Consider the following 16,253-nt stretch of genomic DNA (forward strand, 5'->3'; position numbering starts at 1 on the left):
GCACTTTCTCGTCATGAAACGCATAGTTGGGCCGATCGAACCCTGACAAGCCGGAGACGCAAGCATGCGCCGTGCCGCCCTTGCCCTGACATTGCTCGCCGCCCCGATGATGATGGCCGGATCGGCGGTGGCCCAGTCGCCTGACACTCTGCGGGTCTCGATCAATGCCGACATCCGCACCAACGACCCCGGCGTCAACCGCGACGGCAATACCGACGCGGTGATGATGCATGTCCTGGAGGGTCTGGTCGGGCTGACGGAAACCGGCGACGTGGCGCCGCTGCTGGCGGCCAAGGTCGATGTGTCTCCCGATGGCAAGGCCTACACCTTCACGCTGCGCGACGGGCTCGTCTTCCATAACGGTCAGCCGGTGACGTCGGCCGATGTCGCCTGGAGCTGGAAGCGCTACCTCGACCCGGCGACCAAGTGGCGCTGCCTGTCGGAGTTCGACGGCAAGGGCCTGACCCGGATCGAGGCGGTCGAGACGCCGGACGCGAAGACGGTCGTCTTCCGCCTCGACAAGCCGACCGCCCTCTTCCTGTCGGTCATGGCCCGCCCCGACTGCGGCGGCTCGGCCATCCTGCACAAGGACTCGGTCGATGCCGACGGCAAATGGAAGGGTCCGATCGCGACGGGCCCCTTCAAGTTCGGCGAGTGGAAGCGCAGCCAATATATCGAGCTGGAGCGGTTCGCCGCCTACCAGTCGCTGCCGGGCCCCCGCAACGGCTATGTCGGCGGCAAGAAGGTCGAGGTGGAGCGGGTCCGCTTCCTGGTCATCCCCGACCCCTCGGCGATCAAGGCGGCGCTGATGGCGGGCTCGATCGACGTGTCGACCGATGTCACGGCCGAGGACGTGGCTGAGCTGAAGCGCCGCGGCGACATCACCGTCGAGACCGCCCCCACCATGTCGGTCAGCGCCTTCCTGCTGCAGACCCGCGACCCGGTGCTGCAGGACGTGCGCGTGCGGCGCGCCATCGCACACGCCATCGACACGGCCGAGATCGCGACCGGCATCACCCAGGGCACGGCCAAGCCCAACGCCTCGATCGTGCCGACGCCCAGCTCCTACTACAGCCCGGCCCAGGCCCAGCGCGCGCCACACGACCCGGCGCTCGCGAAGAAGCTGTTGGCCGAGGCCGGCTATCGCGGCCAGCCGATCAAGATCCTGGCCAACAAGCGCTATGGCGCGATGTACGATGCCGCGGTCCTGGCCCAGGCGATGATGCAGCAGGTGGGCATCGCGGCCGAGCTCGAGGTGCTGGAGTGGGCGACCCAGCTCGACCGCTACCTCAAGGGCGACTACCAGATGATGTCGTTCTCCTATTCCGCCCGGCTCGATGCGGCCCTGAACTACGAGATGATGACGGGTCCGAAGGACAAGCAGCCGCGCAAGATCTGGGACAATCCCGCAGCCCAGAAACTGCTGGACGAGGCGATGGTGGTGGCCGACCGCGGCCGACGGCAGGCGATCTTCGACCAGTTGCACGCCATGTTCCTGGCCGATACCCCGATGCTGGTTCTTTACAACGGCGTCGACATCTCGGCCTCGTCCAAGCGGGCAAGCGGCTATAAGGGCTGGGCTGCCGGACAGCCGCGCCTCTGGGGCGTATCGCTGCAGTAGCCGCCCCAACAGGTTCCACCCGCTCCGGAAGGCAGGCCCGCCGTGCTGCGCTATATCCTCCACCGCCTGCTGATGACGGTGCCGACGGCACTGCTGGTCGCGCTGGCGGTCTTCGTCATGCTGCGGCTGGTGCCGGGCGACCCGGCCCAGCTCATGCTGGGCGACACTGCCACCGAGGAAACGCTGGCCGAGCTTCGCCGTCAGCTCGGCCTCGACCACTCGATCCCGATGCAGTTCATGTACTGGCTGGGCAACGTCCTGGTCGGCGACCTCGGGCGCTCGATCACCAACGACCTGCCGGTCCTGCCGCTGATCCTCGACCGCTTCCGGGTCAGCGCCAGCATCGTGCTGGCGGCCGTCGTGCTGGCGACGCTGGTGGCCGTGCCGGCCGGCATGATCGCGGCCTGGAAGCAGAACAGCCTGGGCGACCTGATGATCGTCGCCGGCGCCACCATGCTGCTGTCGATTCCCAGCTTCTGGCTGGGCCTGCTGATGCTGCTGCTGTTCGGGGTGAAGCTCGGCTGGCTGCCGGTCGTGGGCTACGTCTCGTTCGGCGAGAATTTCGGCCGGGCCCTGGCCTACGTCATCCTGCCGATCGCCACGCTGACGCTGATCGAGATCGGCGTCATCACCCGCATGGCCCGCGCCGCCACGATCGAGGTGCTGCGGCTGGAGTACATCACCCACGCCCGGGCCAAGGGCGTGCCGGAGGGCCGGGTGCTGTGGCGCCATGCCCTGCCCAACGCCTTCGCCCCGACCTGGACGCTGATCGGCCTTATCCTCGGCAACCTGCTGGGCGGCATCGCCGTGATCGAGACGGTCTTCACCTTGCCCGGCCTCGGCCGGCTCCTCGTCGACGGCATCTTCGCGCGCGACTATCCGGTCGTGCAGGGCTGCCTGCTCTTCATTGCCATCATGTATGTCCTGGTGAATCTCCTGGTCGACCTGCTCTATCCCGTCTTCGATCCCCGGGTGGCGGCGGAATGAGGCGGCGGATGCGCGTGCGCGCCAATGCGGTCATCGGCGGAACGCTGATCGGCCTCCTCGCAGTGGTCAGCCTCCTCGCCAACTTCTGGACCCCGTACGAGCCGCTGCGGATCAATCTCCGCGCCCGGCTACGGCCGCCGTCCGACCTCTACTGGCTCGGCACCGACGAGTTCGGCCGCGACGTCATCAGCCGCCTGATGGCGGGTGCTGCCACCAGCGCGCTGGTGGCGCTGCTGACGGTGGTGGCGGCCGTGGTGCTGGGCATCGTCATCGGCGTGCTGGCCGGCTTCGTGCGCGGCTGGCTCGACCGCATCCTGATGGCGGTGAACGACACGCTGCTGGCCTTCCCCGGTATCCTGCTGGCGCTGGGGCTGATGGCGATCATCGGCCCCAACAAGTGGGGCATCATCCTGGCGCTGGGCCTGGCCTATGCGCCGTCCGTCGTGCGCGTCGTGCGCGCCACCGTGCTGTCGGTACGCGAGCGCGAGTATATCGAGGCCTCCCGCGTCATCGGCAATTCCGAGGTCTACACGATGGCCCGGCACGTGCTGCCCAACTGCGTAGCGCCGATCGTGGTGCTGGCGACCAGCATGTTCGGCTGGGTGGTGCTGGCCGAAAGCGCGCTCAGCTTCCTCGGCCTCGGCGTGCCGCCGCCGGCACCCACCTGGGGCAACATGCTGTCGGCCGCCCGGCCCTATCTCGACCAGGCGCCGTGGCTGTCGATCGCCCCCGGCCTCTGCATCGCGCTCACCCTTCTTGGCATCAACCTTCTGGGCGACGCGCTGCGCGACCGCCTGGACCCGCGCATGGGGACGGCATGAGCGCAACCCGGGCGGATGCCGCCCCACTTCTGCCCGCTCCCCTTCTGTCGGTCACCGACCTCACTGTCTCGGCCGGCGATCGGCCGGTGGTCGACCGGGTGTCCTTTTCGGTCCAGCCGGGCGAGATCATGGCGCTGGTCGGCGAATCCGGCAGCGGCAAGACGATGGCCGCCCGCTCGGTGCTGGACCTGCTGCCGCCCGGCGTGCGGCGCACCGGCGGGCGTATCGTCTTCGACGGCCGCGACCTGACGGCCCTGCCGCCGGCGGCCATGCGCGGCCTGCGCGGACCCGGCATCGGCATGGTCTTCCAGGAGCCGATGGTGTCGCTGAACCCGGCGCTCACCATCGGCTCGCAGCTCTCCGAAGGGCTGGAGCTGCATCGCAAGCTGTCGAAGGACGAGGTCCGCCGCCTCTGCCGCCAGATGCTGGAGCGGGTGCAGATCAGCGATCCCGACCGCTGCCTCGGCGCCTTCCCGCACGAGTTCTCGGGCGGCATGCGCCAGCGCATCATGCTGGCGGCCGTCATGCTGCTGCAGCCCAAGCTGCTGCTGGCCGACGAGCCGACTACCGCTCTCGACACGCTGACCCAGCGCGAGGTGCTGGACCTGATGGTCGAGCTGACGCGCGACAACGGCACCGCCGTCATCCTCATCACCCACAATCTGGGCCTGGTCGGGCGCTATGCCGCCAACGCCGTGGTGATGGAGCGGGGCCGGGTCGTCGAGGCCGGCACTTCGCGCGACATCCTGCTCCGCCCGCAGCAGCCCTATACCCAGACGCTGGTGGGCGCGCTGCCGCGCCGCGGCCCCGCCCGCCCTGTGCCGGCCGAAGCCAAGCCGATCGTCTCGGTCCGCGACCTCGAGGTGCTGTTCCCCGGCCGCAAGCGGCTCTTTTCCACCGGCCGCCCGGTGCATGCGGTGAAGGGTGTCAGCCTCGACATCCGCCCGGGCGAGGTGCTGGCCGTCGTCGGCGGCTCGGGCTCGGGCAAGACGACGCTGGGCCGCGCCATCCTGGGGTTGATCCCGGCCAAGGCGGGGCGCATCCATTTCGCCGGCACCGACATCGCCGCCAGCGATGCCGCCGCCATGCGCCGCTTCCGCCTGGCCTGCCAGCTCGTCTTCCAGGACCCCTATTCCTCGCTCGACCCCCGCATGCGCGTCGGCCCGATCGTGGCCGAGCCGCTGCGCCATGCCGAGGGCATGGACGGCCGGGCCAAGGCCGCCCGCGTGGCCGAGGTGCTGGAGGAGGTGGGCCTGGCCGGCTTCGCCGATCGCCACCCGCACGCGCTCTCGGGCGGGCAGCGCCAGCGCGTCGCGATCGCCCGCGCCCTGGTCCGCCGCCCGGCCTTCGTCGTCGCCGATGAGCCGGTGTCGGCGCTCGACATGACCATCCAGCAGCAGGTGCTGTCGCTGCTCCAGCGCCTTCAGGCCCAGCACGGCTTCGCCTGCCTGTTCATCTCCCACGACCTGGCGGCCGTAGCCCAGATCGCCGACCGCGTGGCCGTGATGGAACATGGGCTGGTGGTGGAGACCGGCACCCGCGACGAGATCTTCGACCACCCGAAGCACCCCTACACCAAGGCCCTGCTCGAGGCCTCGCCCCGGATCGACGACCTGGCGGCATGAAGCGCCCGCCCGCCGCCCCACCCGCCCCGATCCGGCCCACCGGCCGCCGGAGGGGCGGCTGGAGGCGGCGATCGGGCGGGCGGTCCGGGCCTTCCGCCTGCGCCACGACCTGACGGTGGCGGCGTTGGCCGCCCGCGCCGGCCTGTCGGTCGGCATGCTGTCGAAGATCGAGAACGGCCGCACTTCGCCATCGCTGGCCACCATCCAGCGCCTGGCCGATGCGCTGGGCGTACCGGTCAGCGCGTTCCTGCGCTCCTACGACGAGCAGCGCGACGCGGTCTATGTCCCGGCCGGCCAGGGCCTGGCGATCGAGCGCCGCGGCACCCGCGCCGGCCACCAGTACCAGCTTCTCGGCCACGGCATCGGCAAGCGCGTTGCGGTCGAGCCCTACCTCATCACCCTGACCGAGAAGTCCGAGGTCTTCCCGGTCTTCCAGCATGCCGGGCAGGAATTCATCCACATGCTGGCGGGCGAGGTCGTCTATCGCCACGGCGTCAAGGCCTGGCTGCTGCGACCCGGCGACTCCCTGCTGTTCGACGCCGACGCCCCGCACGGGCCGGAGGAACTGCGCCGCCTGCCGATCCGCTTCCTGTCGATCCTGGTGTCGGAGCGGGAGGAGCGCTAGCGCCGGCCGGACTGCATGCGACGGGGCAATAAGCGCGGATTGCGCATTTCAGTCGGCGCGGGCACGGACTCGTCGCCAGCGTGCGACCAGAAGTTCGCCGTCGGCAGATCGAACCGTCGACCCGGCGCAGTCGAATATCTGCCAGTCGCTGCCATCATCGCTCGGCGTTCCTGCTGCCCCATCTGCCTGGTCCCGAATGTGCGCTCGGCGCGTCGTGTTCAATCGACGATCGGGCGGCCAAGCCGTGATGAGATGTAGTTCGGTCGCGAGAACATAGATGCGCTCTCCGTGGCGATTGAGCCTGACGGAATAGATGACTTGGTCGCCTCGTCGTCGCTCAACTACCAGCGCCTTGCCTGTTCGTATCGCGCGAATGATGCCACCGAACTCACCTGCGCCCAGGACGATGCCGTACCGCTGAAGCAACTGGCGGTGAAAATGCCAGTGCTTCTGAGGGATGGATGCACCATCCCAGCGGGTGTCGAGCACGTCCGATGGATTAGGGCCGGGACCACACTCATCCTTCTTGCTCGATAGTGGAGACGGCACCGTATCGATAGCCACGCGGCAACCCTTCAATCCGTAGGCACACAATCTGTTCGGCTTAAAAGTGTCGACAAAGAGGTCATATCGTCAACCTATACTGGTCTCCGTGCAGAGCTCGCCGGGGGGCGGGTGGTCCCATTCCTGCCGTCAAGCCATTGACCGGTCCGACGAGCAAGCGGTTCGCGGCTGCCCAGTCGTGTTTCCTATGATGAAAAACTGTTGCTTTCTATTGCGCCGGTTCGCCGGCTGTTTCTAGACTCGCGCCCATGTGTGGAATCGTCGGACTGTTCCTGAAGAACGCGGCGCTGCGGCCCGACCTGGGTCGGCTGCTGGCGCGCATGTTGGTCGAGATGGGCGATCGCGGGCCGGACAGCGCGGGGTTCGCGGTGTATCGGCGGCCGGCGCCGGAAGGGTCGGTGAAGATGACCCTGTTCCATCCCGACCCGGCCCATGACTGGGCGGGCTTGGCGGCCGGCTTCGCGCTGGCGCTCGAATGCAGCGCCTCGGCCGAGCGGCGCGGCAGCCATGCGGTGCTGACGGCCTCGGTCGAGGAGGCGCCGGCGCGGGCCTGGATCGCCGCCCGCCATGCGGAAGTGCGGGTGATGGGCTTCGGCCGCCGCATCGAGGTCTTCAAGGACATGGGCGGACCGGAGGAGGTCGCCCGGCGCTTCGATCTGGCCGGCATGGACGGGACCCACGCGTTGGGCCACACCCGCATGGCGACCGAGAGCGCCGTCACGACCGAGCATTCCCACCCCTTCGCCGTCGGGTCGGAACTGTGCCTGGTCCATAACGGCTCGCTGTCGAACCACAACCGGCTGCGCCGCAACCTCGCCCGCGCCGGCATCCGCTTCGACACCGACAACGACAGCGAGGTTGCCGCCGGCTACTTCGCCCACCGCCTGCAGCAGGGGGATTCCCTGGCCGACGCGATGCGGGCGGGCCTGGACGACCTCGACGGCTTCTACACCTTCGCCGTCGGCACCCGCGACGGCTTCGCCGTGCTGCGCGACCCCGTCGCCTGCAAGCCGGCGATCCTGGCGGAGACCGACGACTGGGTCGCCATGGGCTCGGAATGGAAGGCGATCGCGCCCCTGCCGGGTGCGGCGGGCGCGCGCGTCTGGGAGCCGGAGCCCGCCACCGTCTATGCCTGGGGTGCCGCGTGATCACCGTCGACCTGGAGGCGGCCACCGTCCGCGAACTAAACCAGCGCCTGCACGACCTGCCCCCCGACACCAACGAGACGGCCTGGACCATCGTCAATCCCGGCGGCCGCCATGCCCTGCTGGCGGGCCTGACCCAGCCGGTCTCGATCACCGTCGAGGGGCATGTCGGTTACTACTGCGCCGGGATGAACGAGGCGGCCGACATCGTCATCGACGGCCATGCCGGCGTCGGCGTGGCCGAGAACATCATGTCGGGCACCGTGCGCGTGCGCGGCAACGCCTCGCAGGCAGCCGGTGCGTCGGGCCATGGCGGGCTGCTGGTGGTCGAGGGCGATGCCAGTGCCCGCTGCGGCATCTCGATGAAGGGCGTCGACATCGTCGTCGGCGGCTCGGTCGGCCATATGAGTGCGTTCATGGCCCAGGCCGGGCGCCTCGTCGTCTGCGGCGATGCCGGCGGCGACCTGGGCGATTCGCTCTACGAGGCCGTCATCTACGTCCAGGGCCAGGTCGCCAGCCTGGGTGCGGACTGCGAGGAGCAGCCGATGGAGGACGCCGACCGGGCGGCGGTGGCCGACCTCCTGGCGCGGGCCGGCATCGCGGGCGACCCTGCCCGCTTCCGCCGCTACGGGTCGGCCCGCCGCCTCTATCATTTCCACGTCGATCACGCCGACGCCTACTGAGGCCACAGACAATGGACGGCCGTCCCCCCCTGCGCTACTCCGCCGCCTTCCCGCCGGAGACGATCCACGAGATCCAGCGCGCCGCCGCCGAGGGCATCTACGAGATCCGCGGCTTCGGCGCCAAGCGCCGGCTGCCGAGTTTCGACGACCTGGTGCTGCTGGGTGCCTCCATCTCGCGCTACCCGCTCGAGGGCTACCGCGAGAAATGCGCGACCGATGTCGTCATCGGCGCCCGTTTCGCCAAGAAGCCGATCCACCTGAAGATCCCGGTCACCATCGCCGGCATGAGCTTCGGCGCGCTCTCGGCCACCGCCAAGACGGCACTCGGCCGGGCGGCGACCGCGATGGGCACGACGACGACGACCGGCGATGGCGGCATGACCGACGAGGAGCGCGAGGCATCGAGCCTGCTCGTCTATCAGGTGCTGCCGTCGCGCTATGGGCTGAACCCGCGCGACCTGCGTCGGTGCGACGCGATCGAGGTGGTGGTGGGCCAGGGCGCGAAGCCCGGCGGCGGCGGCATGCTGCTGGGGCAGAAGATCACCGAGCGCATCGCCGGCATGCGCGTGCTGCCGGCCGGCATCGACCAGCGCAGCGCCTGCCGCCACCCGGACTGGACCGGCCCCGACGACCTCGCCATCAAGATCCAGGAACTGCGCGAGATCACCGACTGGCAGAAGCCGATCTATGTGAAGGTGGCGGCCGCCCGGCCGCGCTACGACGTGCAGCTTTCCGTGAAGTCGGGCGCGGACGCCATCGTGCTGGACGGCATGCAGGGCGGCACCGGCGCCACCCAGGACGTCTTCATCGAGAATGTCGGCATCCCGACGCTGCCCGCCCTGCGCGAGGCGGTCGAGGCGCTCCAGGAACTGGACATGCACCGCAAGGTGCCGCTCATCGTCTCGGGCGGCATCCGCTCGGGCGCGGACGTGGCCAAGGCGCTGGCGATGGGGGCGGATGCCGTCTCGATCGGCACGGCGGCGCTCATCGCGCTCGACTGCAACCGACCGATCCATGTCGGCGACTATGCGGCACTGGGCACCGCGCCCGGCGCCTGCCACCATTGCCAGACGGGCCGCTGCCCGGTCGGCATCGCCACCCAGGACCCGGCGCTGGAGGCGCGCCTCGACGTCGATGCCGCCGCCCGGCGCGTGCGCAATTTCCTGTCGACCATGGTGCTGGAAGCGCAGACCCTGGCCCGGGCGTGCGGCAAGTCGCACCTGCACAATCTGGAGCCGGAGGACCTGGCGGCGCTGACGGTGGAGGCTGCCGCCATGGCCGGCGTGCCGCTGGCCGGCACGAGCTGGATTCCCGGCCGCTAGCTGGCACGGCCGTCGCATCCAGGGGCAGCATCCAAGGGGGAACGAGGGCGATGGCCAAGGCACCGAAGGCAGAGAAGACGAGCGACCTGGCGGCGATCGCGCGCGAACGTGGCATTGCCTATTTCCTCATCGCCTATGTCGATCTCTTCGGCGCCACGCGGGCCAAGCTGGTGCCGGCCTCGGCGATCGGCGGCATGCAGAAGGCAGGGGCCGGCTTTGCCGGCTTTGCCACCCACCTCGACCTGTCGCCGGCCGATGCCGACATGTTCGCCGTGCCTGATCCGGCCAGCCTGATGGTGCTGCCCTGGAAGAAGGAGGTGGCCTGGCTGGCGGCCGACCTGTGGATGGGCGGCGCCCCGGTGCCCCAGGCCCCCCGGGTGCTTCTGAAGCGCTTGATCGCCGAGGCCGCGGCCAAGGGCTGGCGCATGCGCACGGGCGTGGAGTGCGAGTTCTTCCTGCTGTCGCCGGATGGCTCGGCCATCGGCGACACCGGCGACCAAGCCGACAAGCCCTGCTACGACCAGCAGGCCCTGATGCGTCGCTTCGACATCATCCGCACCATCTGCGACGGCATGGCCGAGCTGGGCTGGGGGCCGTACCAGAACGACCACGAGGACGCCAACGGCCAGTTCGAGATGAACTGGGAGTATGACGACGCGCTGGTGACGGCCGACCGGCACGTCTTCTTCAAGTTCATGGCGCGCTCGATCGCCGAGGCGCATGGCCAGCGTGCCACCTTCATGCCCAAGCCCTTCCCGCACCTGACCGGGTCGGGCTGCCATGCCCATGTCTCGCTGTGGGACAAGGCGGGCGCCCGGAACCTGTTCGAGGATGCCGGGGGCGAGCTCGGCCTGTCGCCGCTGGCCTACCAGTTCATGGCGGGCGTCCTGCACCATGCGGGCGACCTGTGCGCGCTCTTCGCGCCGACCGTGAACAGCTACAAGCGGCTGAACGCCCCCAACACGCGCTCGGGCGCCACCTGGTCGCCCAACACCATCACCTACGGCGGCAACAACCGCACCCACATGGTCCGCATCCCGGAGGCCGGGCGGTTCGAGCTGCGGTTGATGGATGCGGCCGTGAACCCGTATCTGGGGCAGGCGGCGATCCTGGCCGCGGGGCTGGAGGGCATCGCCGCCGGCCGCGACCCGGGCCGCCGGCTCGACATCGACATGTATCGCGACAGCCACAAGGCCAAGGGCGTCCGCCGGCTGCCGCTCTATCTGCTGGATGCCATCCGCCTGTTCGAGAAGAGCGCCTTCACGCGGGCGGCCTTCGGCGCCGACGTCGTCGCCAGCTATGCCAAGCTGAAGATGGCGGAATGGGACGATTTCTCGCGCACCATGTCGGAGTGGGAGCGGCGCAACACGCTCGACGCCTGATCCGCCGATCGAGGCGGCGGTCGATCGAAGCGGCGGCGGTGGCGCGCCGATTGCTTCGATCGGTCGCGCGGAATGCCGATGACAGTTGCCGCCGGGCGTGATTGACTCCGCCACGGGTTGCGCCTGGGCGCATTCGGAGGTGCGAGCGATGGCAATAGCGGCACGGCAGATGATTCCCGGCCCCGTGGCCTGGTACGGCAAGGATCTCCAGGCATCGAACGCCTGGGTGCGCAAGCTGTCCGACGGGCAGATCGCCACCATTGAGGCGGCACTCGCCGCCGTCGACCGCGCCGGCATCCCCACCCTGTCGATCCGACGCGAGGATTTTCCGCTGCCGGGCTTCGAGCCCTTCATCGCCGACCTGCGGCAGGAGTTGGAATCCGGCCTGGGCGCGGTGCGCATCTCGGGCCTGCCGGTGGCCAGCTATTCGCTGGACGACATGCGGCGGATCTTCTGGGGCTTCGGCACCCACATGGGCACGGCCGTCCACCAGAATTCCCGCGGCGAGTTGATCGGCGAGGTCCGTGACGAATCGGGCGACGCCCAGCCGACCTATGTCGAGCCGGTGGCCGGCCGCGTGAAGTCGAGCCGGGCGCGCGCCCGCTCCAATGGCCCCTTGCGCTTCCACACCGATCGCTGCGACGTGATCGCGCTGCTCTGCGCCCAGAACAGCATCGAGGGCGGCGTCAGCAAGCTGGCCAGCATCGCCACCATCCACAACGAGATGCTGAAGCGCCGGCCGGACCTGCTGGAGGAGCTGTTCCAGGACTTCTACCGCTCGCGGCCCGAGGACGAGGACGGGCTGCACACGCAGCCCTGGTTCAAGCTGCCGGTGTTCGGCATGATCGACGGCTGGCTGACCAGCCAGTATTCGCGCACCTATGTCGAGCAGGCGCAGGAGTTCCCCGACGTGCCGCGGGTGACGCCGGCCCAGGTCGCCGCCATGGACCTGCTGGCCGAGCTGGCCGAGGAGAACTGCCTCTACGCGCCCTTCGTCGAGGGCGACATGCAGTTCCTCAACAACCATGTCGTCTATCACGGCCGCACCGCCTACGAGGACGACCGCACCACCGGCCGTGCCCGCCGCCTGATGCGGCTGTGGCTGTCGATGCCGGGCAACCGCCCCCTGCCCCCCGGGTTCGAGGTGTTGTGGGGCTCGACCGCGCCCAATTCCCTGCGTGGCGGCGTCGCCGTCCAGCGCGTTTCCGCCGCCGCCTGAACCTTCGCGAAAGTATCCCTCCCATGGGTCCGATCAGCCGCTCCACCCTGCTGCGCACCGTCCTGGGGGCGGCCATGTCCACGGCCCTGGCCGGCGGGGCGGCCGCCCAGGGCACCAACAAGACGGTCTATTTCCTGACCTGGGGCGGCACCGTCCAGCAGACGCTGGAGAAGGAAGGCTGGGGCAAGAAGTTCACCGAGGCGACGGGCTACACCGTCCAACTGGTGCCCAAGGCGACCGGGCCGGAGATCATCGCGGCCGCCGTCGCCCAGAAGGACAAGCCGCAGGTCGACGTGGTGCAGAGCGACCTGCTGCCCTTCCTGGCCGGCAACGACCAGGGCATCTTCGTGCCGCTCGACGAGAAGGACATCCCCAACATCGCCAAGCTGGCCCCGGTCGCGCGCATCAACGCCAACGCGATCATGACCTATGGCGACGTCATGTCGATCATCTACAACCACGAGGTTTTCGCCCAGAAGAAGTGGGCCGAGCCCAAGGCCGACTGGGCCGAGCTGATGCGGCCGGAATTCAAGGGCGGCCTCGTGCTGCCGCCGGTCAATACCACCTACGGCCTCTATGTCCTGATCACGCTGGCGCGTGTCCATGGCGGCAGCGAGCACCAGATCGGGCCGGGCATGGATGCGCTCAAGAAGCTGGCACCGGGCGTCATCGAATGGCCGACCACCTTTGCCCGCATGGGCCAGTTCCTGCAGGACGGCACGGCCTCGGTCGGCTTCTACAGCTCGTCCTCGGCGGCCGAGATGGCCAAGCGCGGCATCCCGGTGAAGTACGTCGTGCCGAAGCCGCTGTTCTTCACGGGTACCGCTGCCGGCATCATGAAGAACGCGCCCAATCCGGAAGGTGCCAAGGCCTTCCTGAACTGGTGGCTGTCCAAGGAGGTGATGAGCTTCCGGGCAGAGCGCTACGGCAACGTCACCATGAACACCGAGGTGACGAACAACCCGATCCCGGTCGCGGCGCTGAACGACATGCAGCGGATCGACTATGCCCATGTGAATGCCAGCCGCGCCGAATGGATCAAGACCTTCGAGCGTGAAGTGCTGCCGCTGAAATAGCACGACCGCCGAAGGCAACGCAGGTGGCTGCAACTCCGGCAGGGCTGGAGGCCGTTTCGCTCGTCAAGCGATTCGGCCAGACGGCGGCGGTCGACGGCATCGACATCCAGGTCCGGCCGGGCGAGTTCTTCACCGTGCTGGGGCCGTCCGGCTGCGGCAAGACGACCTTCCTGCGCCTGATCGCGGGCATCCTGACGCCGGATGGTGGCCGCATCGCGATCGGCGGTGCCGATGTCAGCCACGCCCCGATCTGGAGCCGGCGGATCGGCCTGGTCTTCCAGAACTACGCCCTCTTCCCGCACATGACGGTGGCCCAGAACGTCGCCTTCGGCCTGGCCATGCGCCGGGTGCCGCGGGCCGAGCGCGAACCCCGGGTGGAGCGCGCGCTGGCGACCGTGCGGCTGGAGGGATATGGCCGGCGCAAGCCGGCAGAGCTGTCGGGCGGCCAGCAGCAGCGCGTGGCGCTTGCCCGCGCCATCGTCGTCGAGCCCGACCTGCTGCTGCTCGACGAGCCGCTGTCGAACCTCGACGCCCGCCTGCGCGAGGACATGCGCAGCGAGCTGGCAGACCTCCAGCACCGGCTGGGCATCACGACGGTGCTCGTCACCCACGACATCCACGAGGCCTTCTCGCTGTCGGACCGGGTTGCCGTGATGCGCGCCGGCCGGGTGGAACAGGTGGGGGCACCGACCGAACTCTACGACCGGCCGGCCAACCGCTTCGTCGCCGGCTTCCTCGGGCCGGTCAACGAATGGACCGGCCGGGTCGAGCGGGTGGAAGGGGCCATGGCCGAGGTCGCGATCGACGGCCTGCGCGCCTGCCGCGTGCCGGCCCTCCCGGGCTGGAAGCCGGGCGACCCGGCCACCCTGGTATTGCGGCCGGAGCGGCTGTCGGTGGGGCCGCCGGTCGAGGGCGGTCTGGAGGGGCGCATCGACCAAGTGGCCCATCTCGGCAACCTGGTGAACTATCGCATCGCTCGCGGCGGGCACGCCCTGCTGGCACAGACGCCGCCCGGCCGCGCCGGCGCGCTGCCGCTGGGGGCGGCGGTCGGCCTCGCCTGGGACGACGCCGACTTGGCGCCGGTCGCCCCGTGAGTGGCGGGGCAGCCGGGCGGGCCGCGCTCGGCGTCCGGCTCGGCGGCGGGGTGTGGCTGTTCCTCGGGCCGGCGCTGGCGCTGATGCTGGCGGCCTACCTGGCGCCGCTCTTCGATACCGCGATCATCAGCCTCCACCCCAACACGCCGGCCGGCATCGACCGCAGCCAGTGGACCGGGGCCAACTTCCTGCGCCTGGTCGACAGCTACTATTGGGGCGTGCTGGTGCGCACGCTGCGCGTCAGCATCATCATCACGGCGCTGTCGGTCGTGCTGGCCTATCCCGTCGCGGTGTGGCTGGCGGGCCTCAGCCCGCGGGCGCAGGCCTGGTCGATCCTGGTCTACATGTCGCCCTGGTTCGTCAACGCCGTGGTGAAGTCGTTCGGCTGGACGCTGATCCTCGGCAACAACGGGCTGGTCAACAACGGGCTGCGCGGCCTGGGCCTGATCGACACGCCCATTCGGCTGATGCTGAACGAGACCGGCATCGTCATCGGCCTGCTGCCGGGCCATTTCCTCTTCGTGCTGCTGCCGCTTTGGGCGGCGCTCAAGGGGCTGGACGGCAACCTGCGCTGGGCGGCGATGACCCTGGGTGCCCGGCCCTGGCAGGTGTTCTGGCGGGTGACGGTGCCGCTCACGCTGCCGGCCCTGCTGGCCGGGGCCATCATCAACTTCACCATGAACATGGCGGCCTTTGCCGCGCCTGCGCTGCTAGGCGGCACGCGCACGCGGGTCCTGTCCTTCATCGCCTACCAGGTGAACCTGGAGGAGCTGAACTGGCCCTTCGGCGGCGCGCTCGCGGTCGCCATGCTGGTGGTGACGCTGGGCTTCGTGCTGCTGGCCCAGGGCATCACCGCCCGTGGGCTGGCAGGCCCCAGGCGGTGAGATCAAGTCGGTGAGAACGGGGCGATGAAGCGGCTCCTGACCGCGTTCAACCTGCTGATGGTCGCCTATGTCGTGGCGCCCATCGTGCTGGTGGTGTGGATGTCCTTCACCCCCAGCATGCGCTTCGAGGTGCCGATATCGGCCTTCTCGCTGCGCTGGTATCACGAGCTTTTCTCCTACGACGCTTTCATCGACAGCGCTTGGCTCAGCCTGCGCCTGGGGCTGCTGGCCGCCTTGATCGCGACGGCCCTGGGGTTCCTGGCGGCCTATGGCCTGGTGCGTGGGCGCCCGCCGGGATCGGCCGCCCTGCTCGGGCTCTTCACCGCGCCGTTGATCGTGCCGGCGGTGGTCTACGGCATCGCCATGCTGCAGTTCACCAACCTGGTCGGGCTCTACGGGGCCTTTCCGGCGCTGCTGGCCGCCCATGTGGTGATCGTGCTGCCGTTCGCGGTGCGCACGCTGCTGGCGGCGCTGGAAGGCCAGGGGCCGGAGCTGGAGTGGGCGGCGATGAGCCTGGGGGCCCGCCGCCGCCACGCCGTCCTGCTCGTCACCCTGCCGCTGTGCCTGCGCGGCATGGTGTCGGCCTTCCTCTTCTGCTTCCTGATCTCCTTCTCGGAGGTCACGGTGACGCTGTTCATGGCCGGGCCCGCGCACCAGACGCTGCCGGTGCGGATCTTCAACTATGTCAGCGACCGCATCGACCCGACCATGGCCGCGGTATCGGCCCTGATCGTGCTGGTGTCGGTGGCGCTGGTGCTGGTCCTCAATCGCCTGGGCGCGCTCGGCACGGTCCGCAAGTAGACGTGGGTGAAGGCGGCCGTCAGGCCGGCTCCACCTCCAGCCCGCCCTCGACCGCATCCTTGAAGCCGCCCAGGTTGTGGACGTTGGTGTAGCCCATGTCGTGCAGCGTCTTGCCCGACAGGGCCGAGCGCCCGCCCGACGCGCAATAGAGGATGATCGGTCGGTCCTTGCGGAAGGCCGCGTCGTGCGCCGGGCTCTCCGGGTCGGCGCGGAACTCGATCAGGCCGCGCGGGGCGGCGACCGCGCCCTTCACCTTGCCGCTCTTGGCGACTTCGGTGCCGTCGCGGACATCGACGATCAGCGCGTCGGCGCCGGCCTGCATTTCGCGCGCCTTGGCCGCCGTGATCTTCGGCACGACCGCATTGGCCGCCGCCAGCATTTCCTTCACCGATGTCGCCATGATG

At 69.5% G+C, this 16,253-nt stretch carries 16 protein-coding genes; 14 read left to right on the forward strand and 2 right to left on the reverse strand.

The window, feature by feature from the left end:
* Positions 1–64: 64 nt before the first annotated feature.
* The 5 genes from STVA_RS26635 to STVA_RS26655 all read left to right on the forward strand — a co-directional run bounded on the left by STVA_RS26635 (position 65) and on the right by STVA_RS26655 (position 5,679).
* Positions 65–1,621, forward strand: coding sequence for an ABC transporter substrate-binding protein (locus STVA_RS26635; RefSeq protein WP_123690373.1), 1,557 nt, complete (start codon positions 65–67; stop codon positions 1,619–1,621).
* 42 nt (positions 1,622–1,663) lie between these two features.
* Positions 1,664–2,608, forward strand: coding sequence for an ABC transporter permease (locus tag STVA_RS26640; protein ID WP_123690370.1), 945 nt, complete (start codon positions 1,664–1,666; stop codon positions 2,606–2,608).
* An 8-nt stretch (positions 2,609–2,616) separates the two neighbouring features.
* Positions 2,617–3,429 carry an ABC transporter permease gene (locus STVA_RS26645; RefSeq protein WP_123690368.1) on the forward strand — a complete coding sequence of 271 codons (813 nt, stop codon included), beginning with the start codon at positions 2,617–2,619 and terminating at the stop codon, positions 3,427–3,429.
* Positions 3,426–5,054, forward strand: coding sequence for an ABC transporter ATP-binding protein (locus STVA_RS26650; RefSeq protein WP_123690366.1), 1,629 nt, complete (start codon positions 3,426–3,428; stop codon positions 5,052–5,054). The genes STVA_RS26645 and STVA_RS26650 overlap by 4 nt, the downstream gene beginning before the upstream one ends.
* Positions 5,055–5,169: 115 nt before the next feature.
* Positions 5,170–5,679 (forward strand): helix-turn-helix domain-containing protein, encoded by a 510-nt coding sequence (locus STVA_RS26655; protein WP_246782847.1) that lies wholly within the window; start codon positions 5,170–5,172, stop codon positions 5,677–5,679.
* A 48-nt stretch (positions 5,680–5,727) separates the two neighbouring features.
* Here STVA_RS26655 and STVA_RS26660 read toward each other — a convergent pair whose 3' ends face one another.
* Complete coding sequence (locus STVA_RS26660; protein WP_142235893.1) at positions 5,728–6,243, reverse strand: hypothetical protein; 516 nt, start codon at positions 6,241–6,243, stop codon at positions 5,728–5,730.
* A gap of 248 nt (positions 6,244–6,491) precedes the next feature.
* Between STVA_RS26660 and STVA_RS26665 the strand changes: the two genes are divergently transcribed.
* The 9 genes from STVA_RS26665 (at position 6,492) to STVA_RS26705 (ending at position 15,849) form a co-directional block, all read left to right on the forward strand.
* On the forward strand, positions 6,492–7,391 hold the full coding sequence (locus STVA_RS26665) for a class II glutamine amidotransferase (protein WP_123690362.1): 900 nt from the start codon (positions 6,492–6,494) through the stop codon (positions 7,389–7,391).
* Complete coding sequence (locus STVA_RS26670) at positions 7,388–8,071, forward strand: protein glxC (RefSeq protein WP_123690360.1); 684 nt, start codon at positions 7,388–7,390, stop codon at positions 8,069–8,071. Before STVA_RS26665 ends, STVA_RS26670 begins: the two co-directional genes overlap by 4 nt.
* 11 nt (positions 8,072–8,082) lie before the next feature.
* Positions 8,083–9,393 carry an FMN-binding glutamate synthase family protein gene (locus STVA_RS26675; RefSeq protein ID WP_123690358.1) on the forward strand — a complete coding sequence of 437 codons (1,311 nt, stop codon included), beginning with the start codon at positions 8,083–8,085 and terminating at the stop codon, positions 9,391–9,393.
* Between the two features lie 50 nt (positions 9,394–9,443).
* Positions 9,444–10,775, forward strand: coding sequence for a type III glutamate--ammonia ligase (glnT, locus tag STVA_RS26680; RefSeq protein ID WP_123690356.1), 1,332 nt, complete (start codon positions 9,444–9,446; stop codon positions 10,773–10,775).
* A 148-nt stretch (positions 10,776–10,923) separates the two neighbouring features.
* Complete coding sequence (locus tag STVA_RS26685) at positions 10,924–11,994, forward strand: TauD/TfdA family dioxygenase (RefSeq protein WP_245978334.1); 1,071 nt, start codon at positions 10,924–10,926, stop codon at positions 11,992–11,994.
* Between the two features lie 23 nt (positions 11,995–12,017).
* Positions 12,018–13,070, forward strand: coding sequence for an extracellular solute-binding protein (locus STVA_RS26690; RefSeq protein WP_123690352.1), 1,053 nt, complete (start codon positions 12,018–12,020; stop codon positions 13,068–13,070).
* 23 nt (positions 13,071–13,093) lie between these two features.
* Entirely contained in the window at positions 13,094–14,164 is a 1,071-nt protein-coding gene (locus STVA_RS26695) for an ABC transporter ATP-binding protein (RefSeq protein WP_197735746.1), read from the forward strand.
* The gene (locus STVA_RS26700) at positions 14,161–15,048 is read left to right on the forward strand and encodes an ABC transporter permease (protein WP_123690350.1); all 888 of its coding nucleotides are present in this window, start codon (positions 14,161–14,163) and stop codon (positions 15,046–15,048) included. The genes STVA_RS26695 and STVA_RS26700 overlap by 4 nt, the downstream gene beginning before the upstream one ends.
* A gap of 24 nt (positions 15,049–15,072) precedes the next feature.
* Positions 15,073–15,849, forward strand: coding sequence for an ABC transporter permease (locus STVA_RS26705; protein WP_123690348.1), 777 nt, complete (start codon positions 15,073–15,075; stop codon positions 15,847–15,849).
* 19 nt (positions 15,850–15,868) lie between these two features.
* Here the strand turns inward: STVA_RS26705 and STVA_RS26710 are convergent, their stop codons facing one another.
* Positions 15,869–16,249: a rhodanese-like domain-containing protein gene (locus STVA_RS26710; protein ID WP_123690346.1), complete on the reverse strand. Its 381-nt coding sequence runs from the start codon at positions 16,247–16,249 to the stop codon at positions 15,869–15,871.
* Positions 16,250–16,253 lie beyond the last annotated feature (4 nt).

The sequence above is a fragment of the Stella humosa genome, assembly GCF_006738645.1.
In the GTDB taxonomy this organism is placed as follows: Bacteria; Pseudomonadota; Alphaproteobacteria; order ATCC43930; family Allostellaceae; genus Allostella; species Allostella humosa.

Bases quoted from the DNA above. Each gene is read 5' to 3' on its own strand.
- STVA_RS26650 (WP_123690366.1), top strand. From the start codon at position 3,426: ATGAGCGCAACCCGGGCGGATGCCGCCCCACTTCTGCCCGCTCCCCTT.
- STVA_RS26665 (WP_123690362.1), top strand. From the start codon at position 6,492: ATGTGTGGAATCGTCGGACTGTTCCTGAAGAACGCGGCGCTGCGGCCC.
- STVA_RS26675 (WP_123690358.1), top strand. From the start codon at position 8,083: ATGGACGGCCGTCCCCCCCTGCGCTACTCCGCCGCCTTCCCGCCGGAG.
- STVA_RS26685 (WP_245978334.1), top strand. From the start codon at position 10,924: ATGGCAATAGCGGCACGGCAGATGATTCCCGGCCCCGTGGCCTGGTAC.
- STVA_RS26690 (WP_123690352.1), top strand. From the start codon at position 12,018: ATGGGTCCGATCAGCCGCTCCACCCTGCTGCGCACCGTCCTGGGGGCG.
- glnT (WP_123690356.1), top strand. From the start codon at position 9,444: ATGGCCAAGGCACCGAAGGCAGAGAAGACGAGCGACCTGGCGGCGATC.
- STVA_RS26635 (WP_123690373.1), top strand. From the start codon at position 65: ATGCGCCGTGCCGCCCTTGCCCTGACATTGCTCGCCGCCCCGATGATG.
- STVA_RS26710 (WP_123690346.1), bottom strand. From the start codon at position 16,249: ATGGCGACATCGGTGAAGGAAATGCTGGCGGCGGCCAATGCGGTCGTG.
- STVA_RS26705 (WP_123690348.1), top strand. From the start codon at position 15,073: ATGAAGCGGCTCCTGACCGCGTTCAACCTGCTGATGGTCGCCTATGTC.
- STVA_RS26645 (WP_123690368.1), top strand. From the start codon at position 2,617: ATGCGCGTGCGCGCCAATGCGGTCATCGGCGGAACGCTGATCGGCCTC.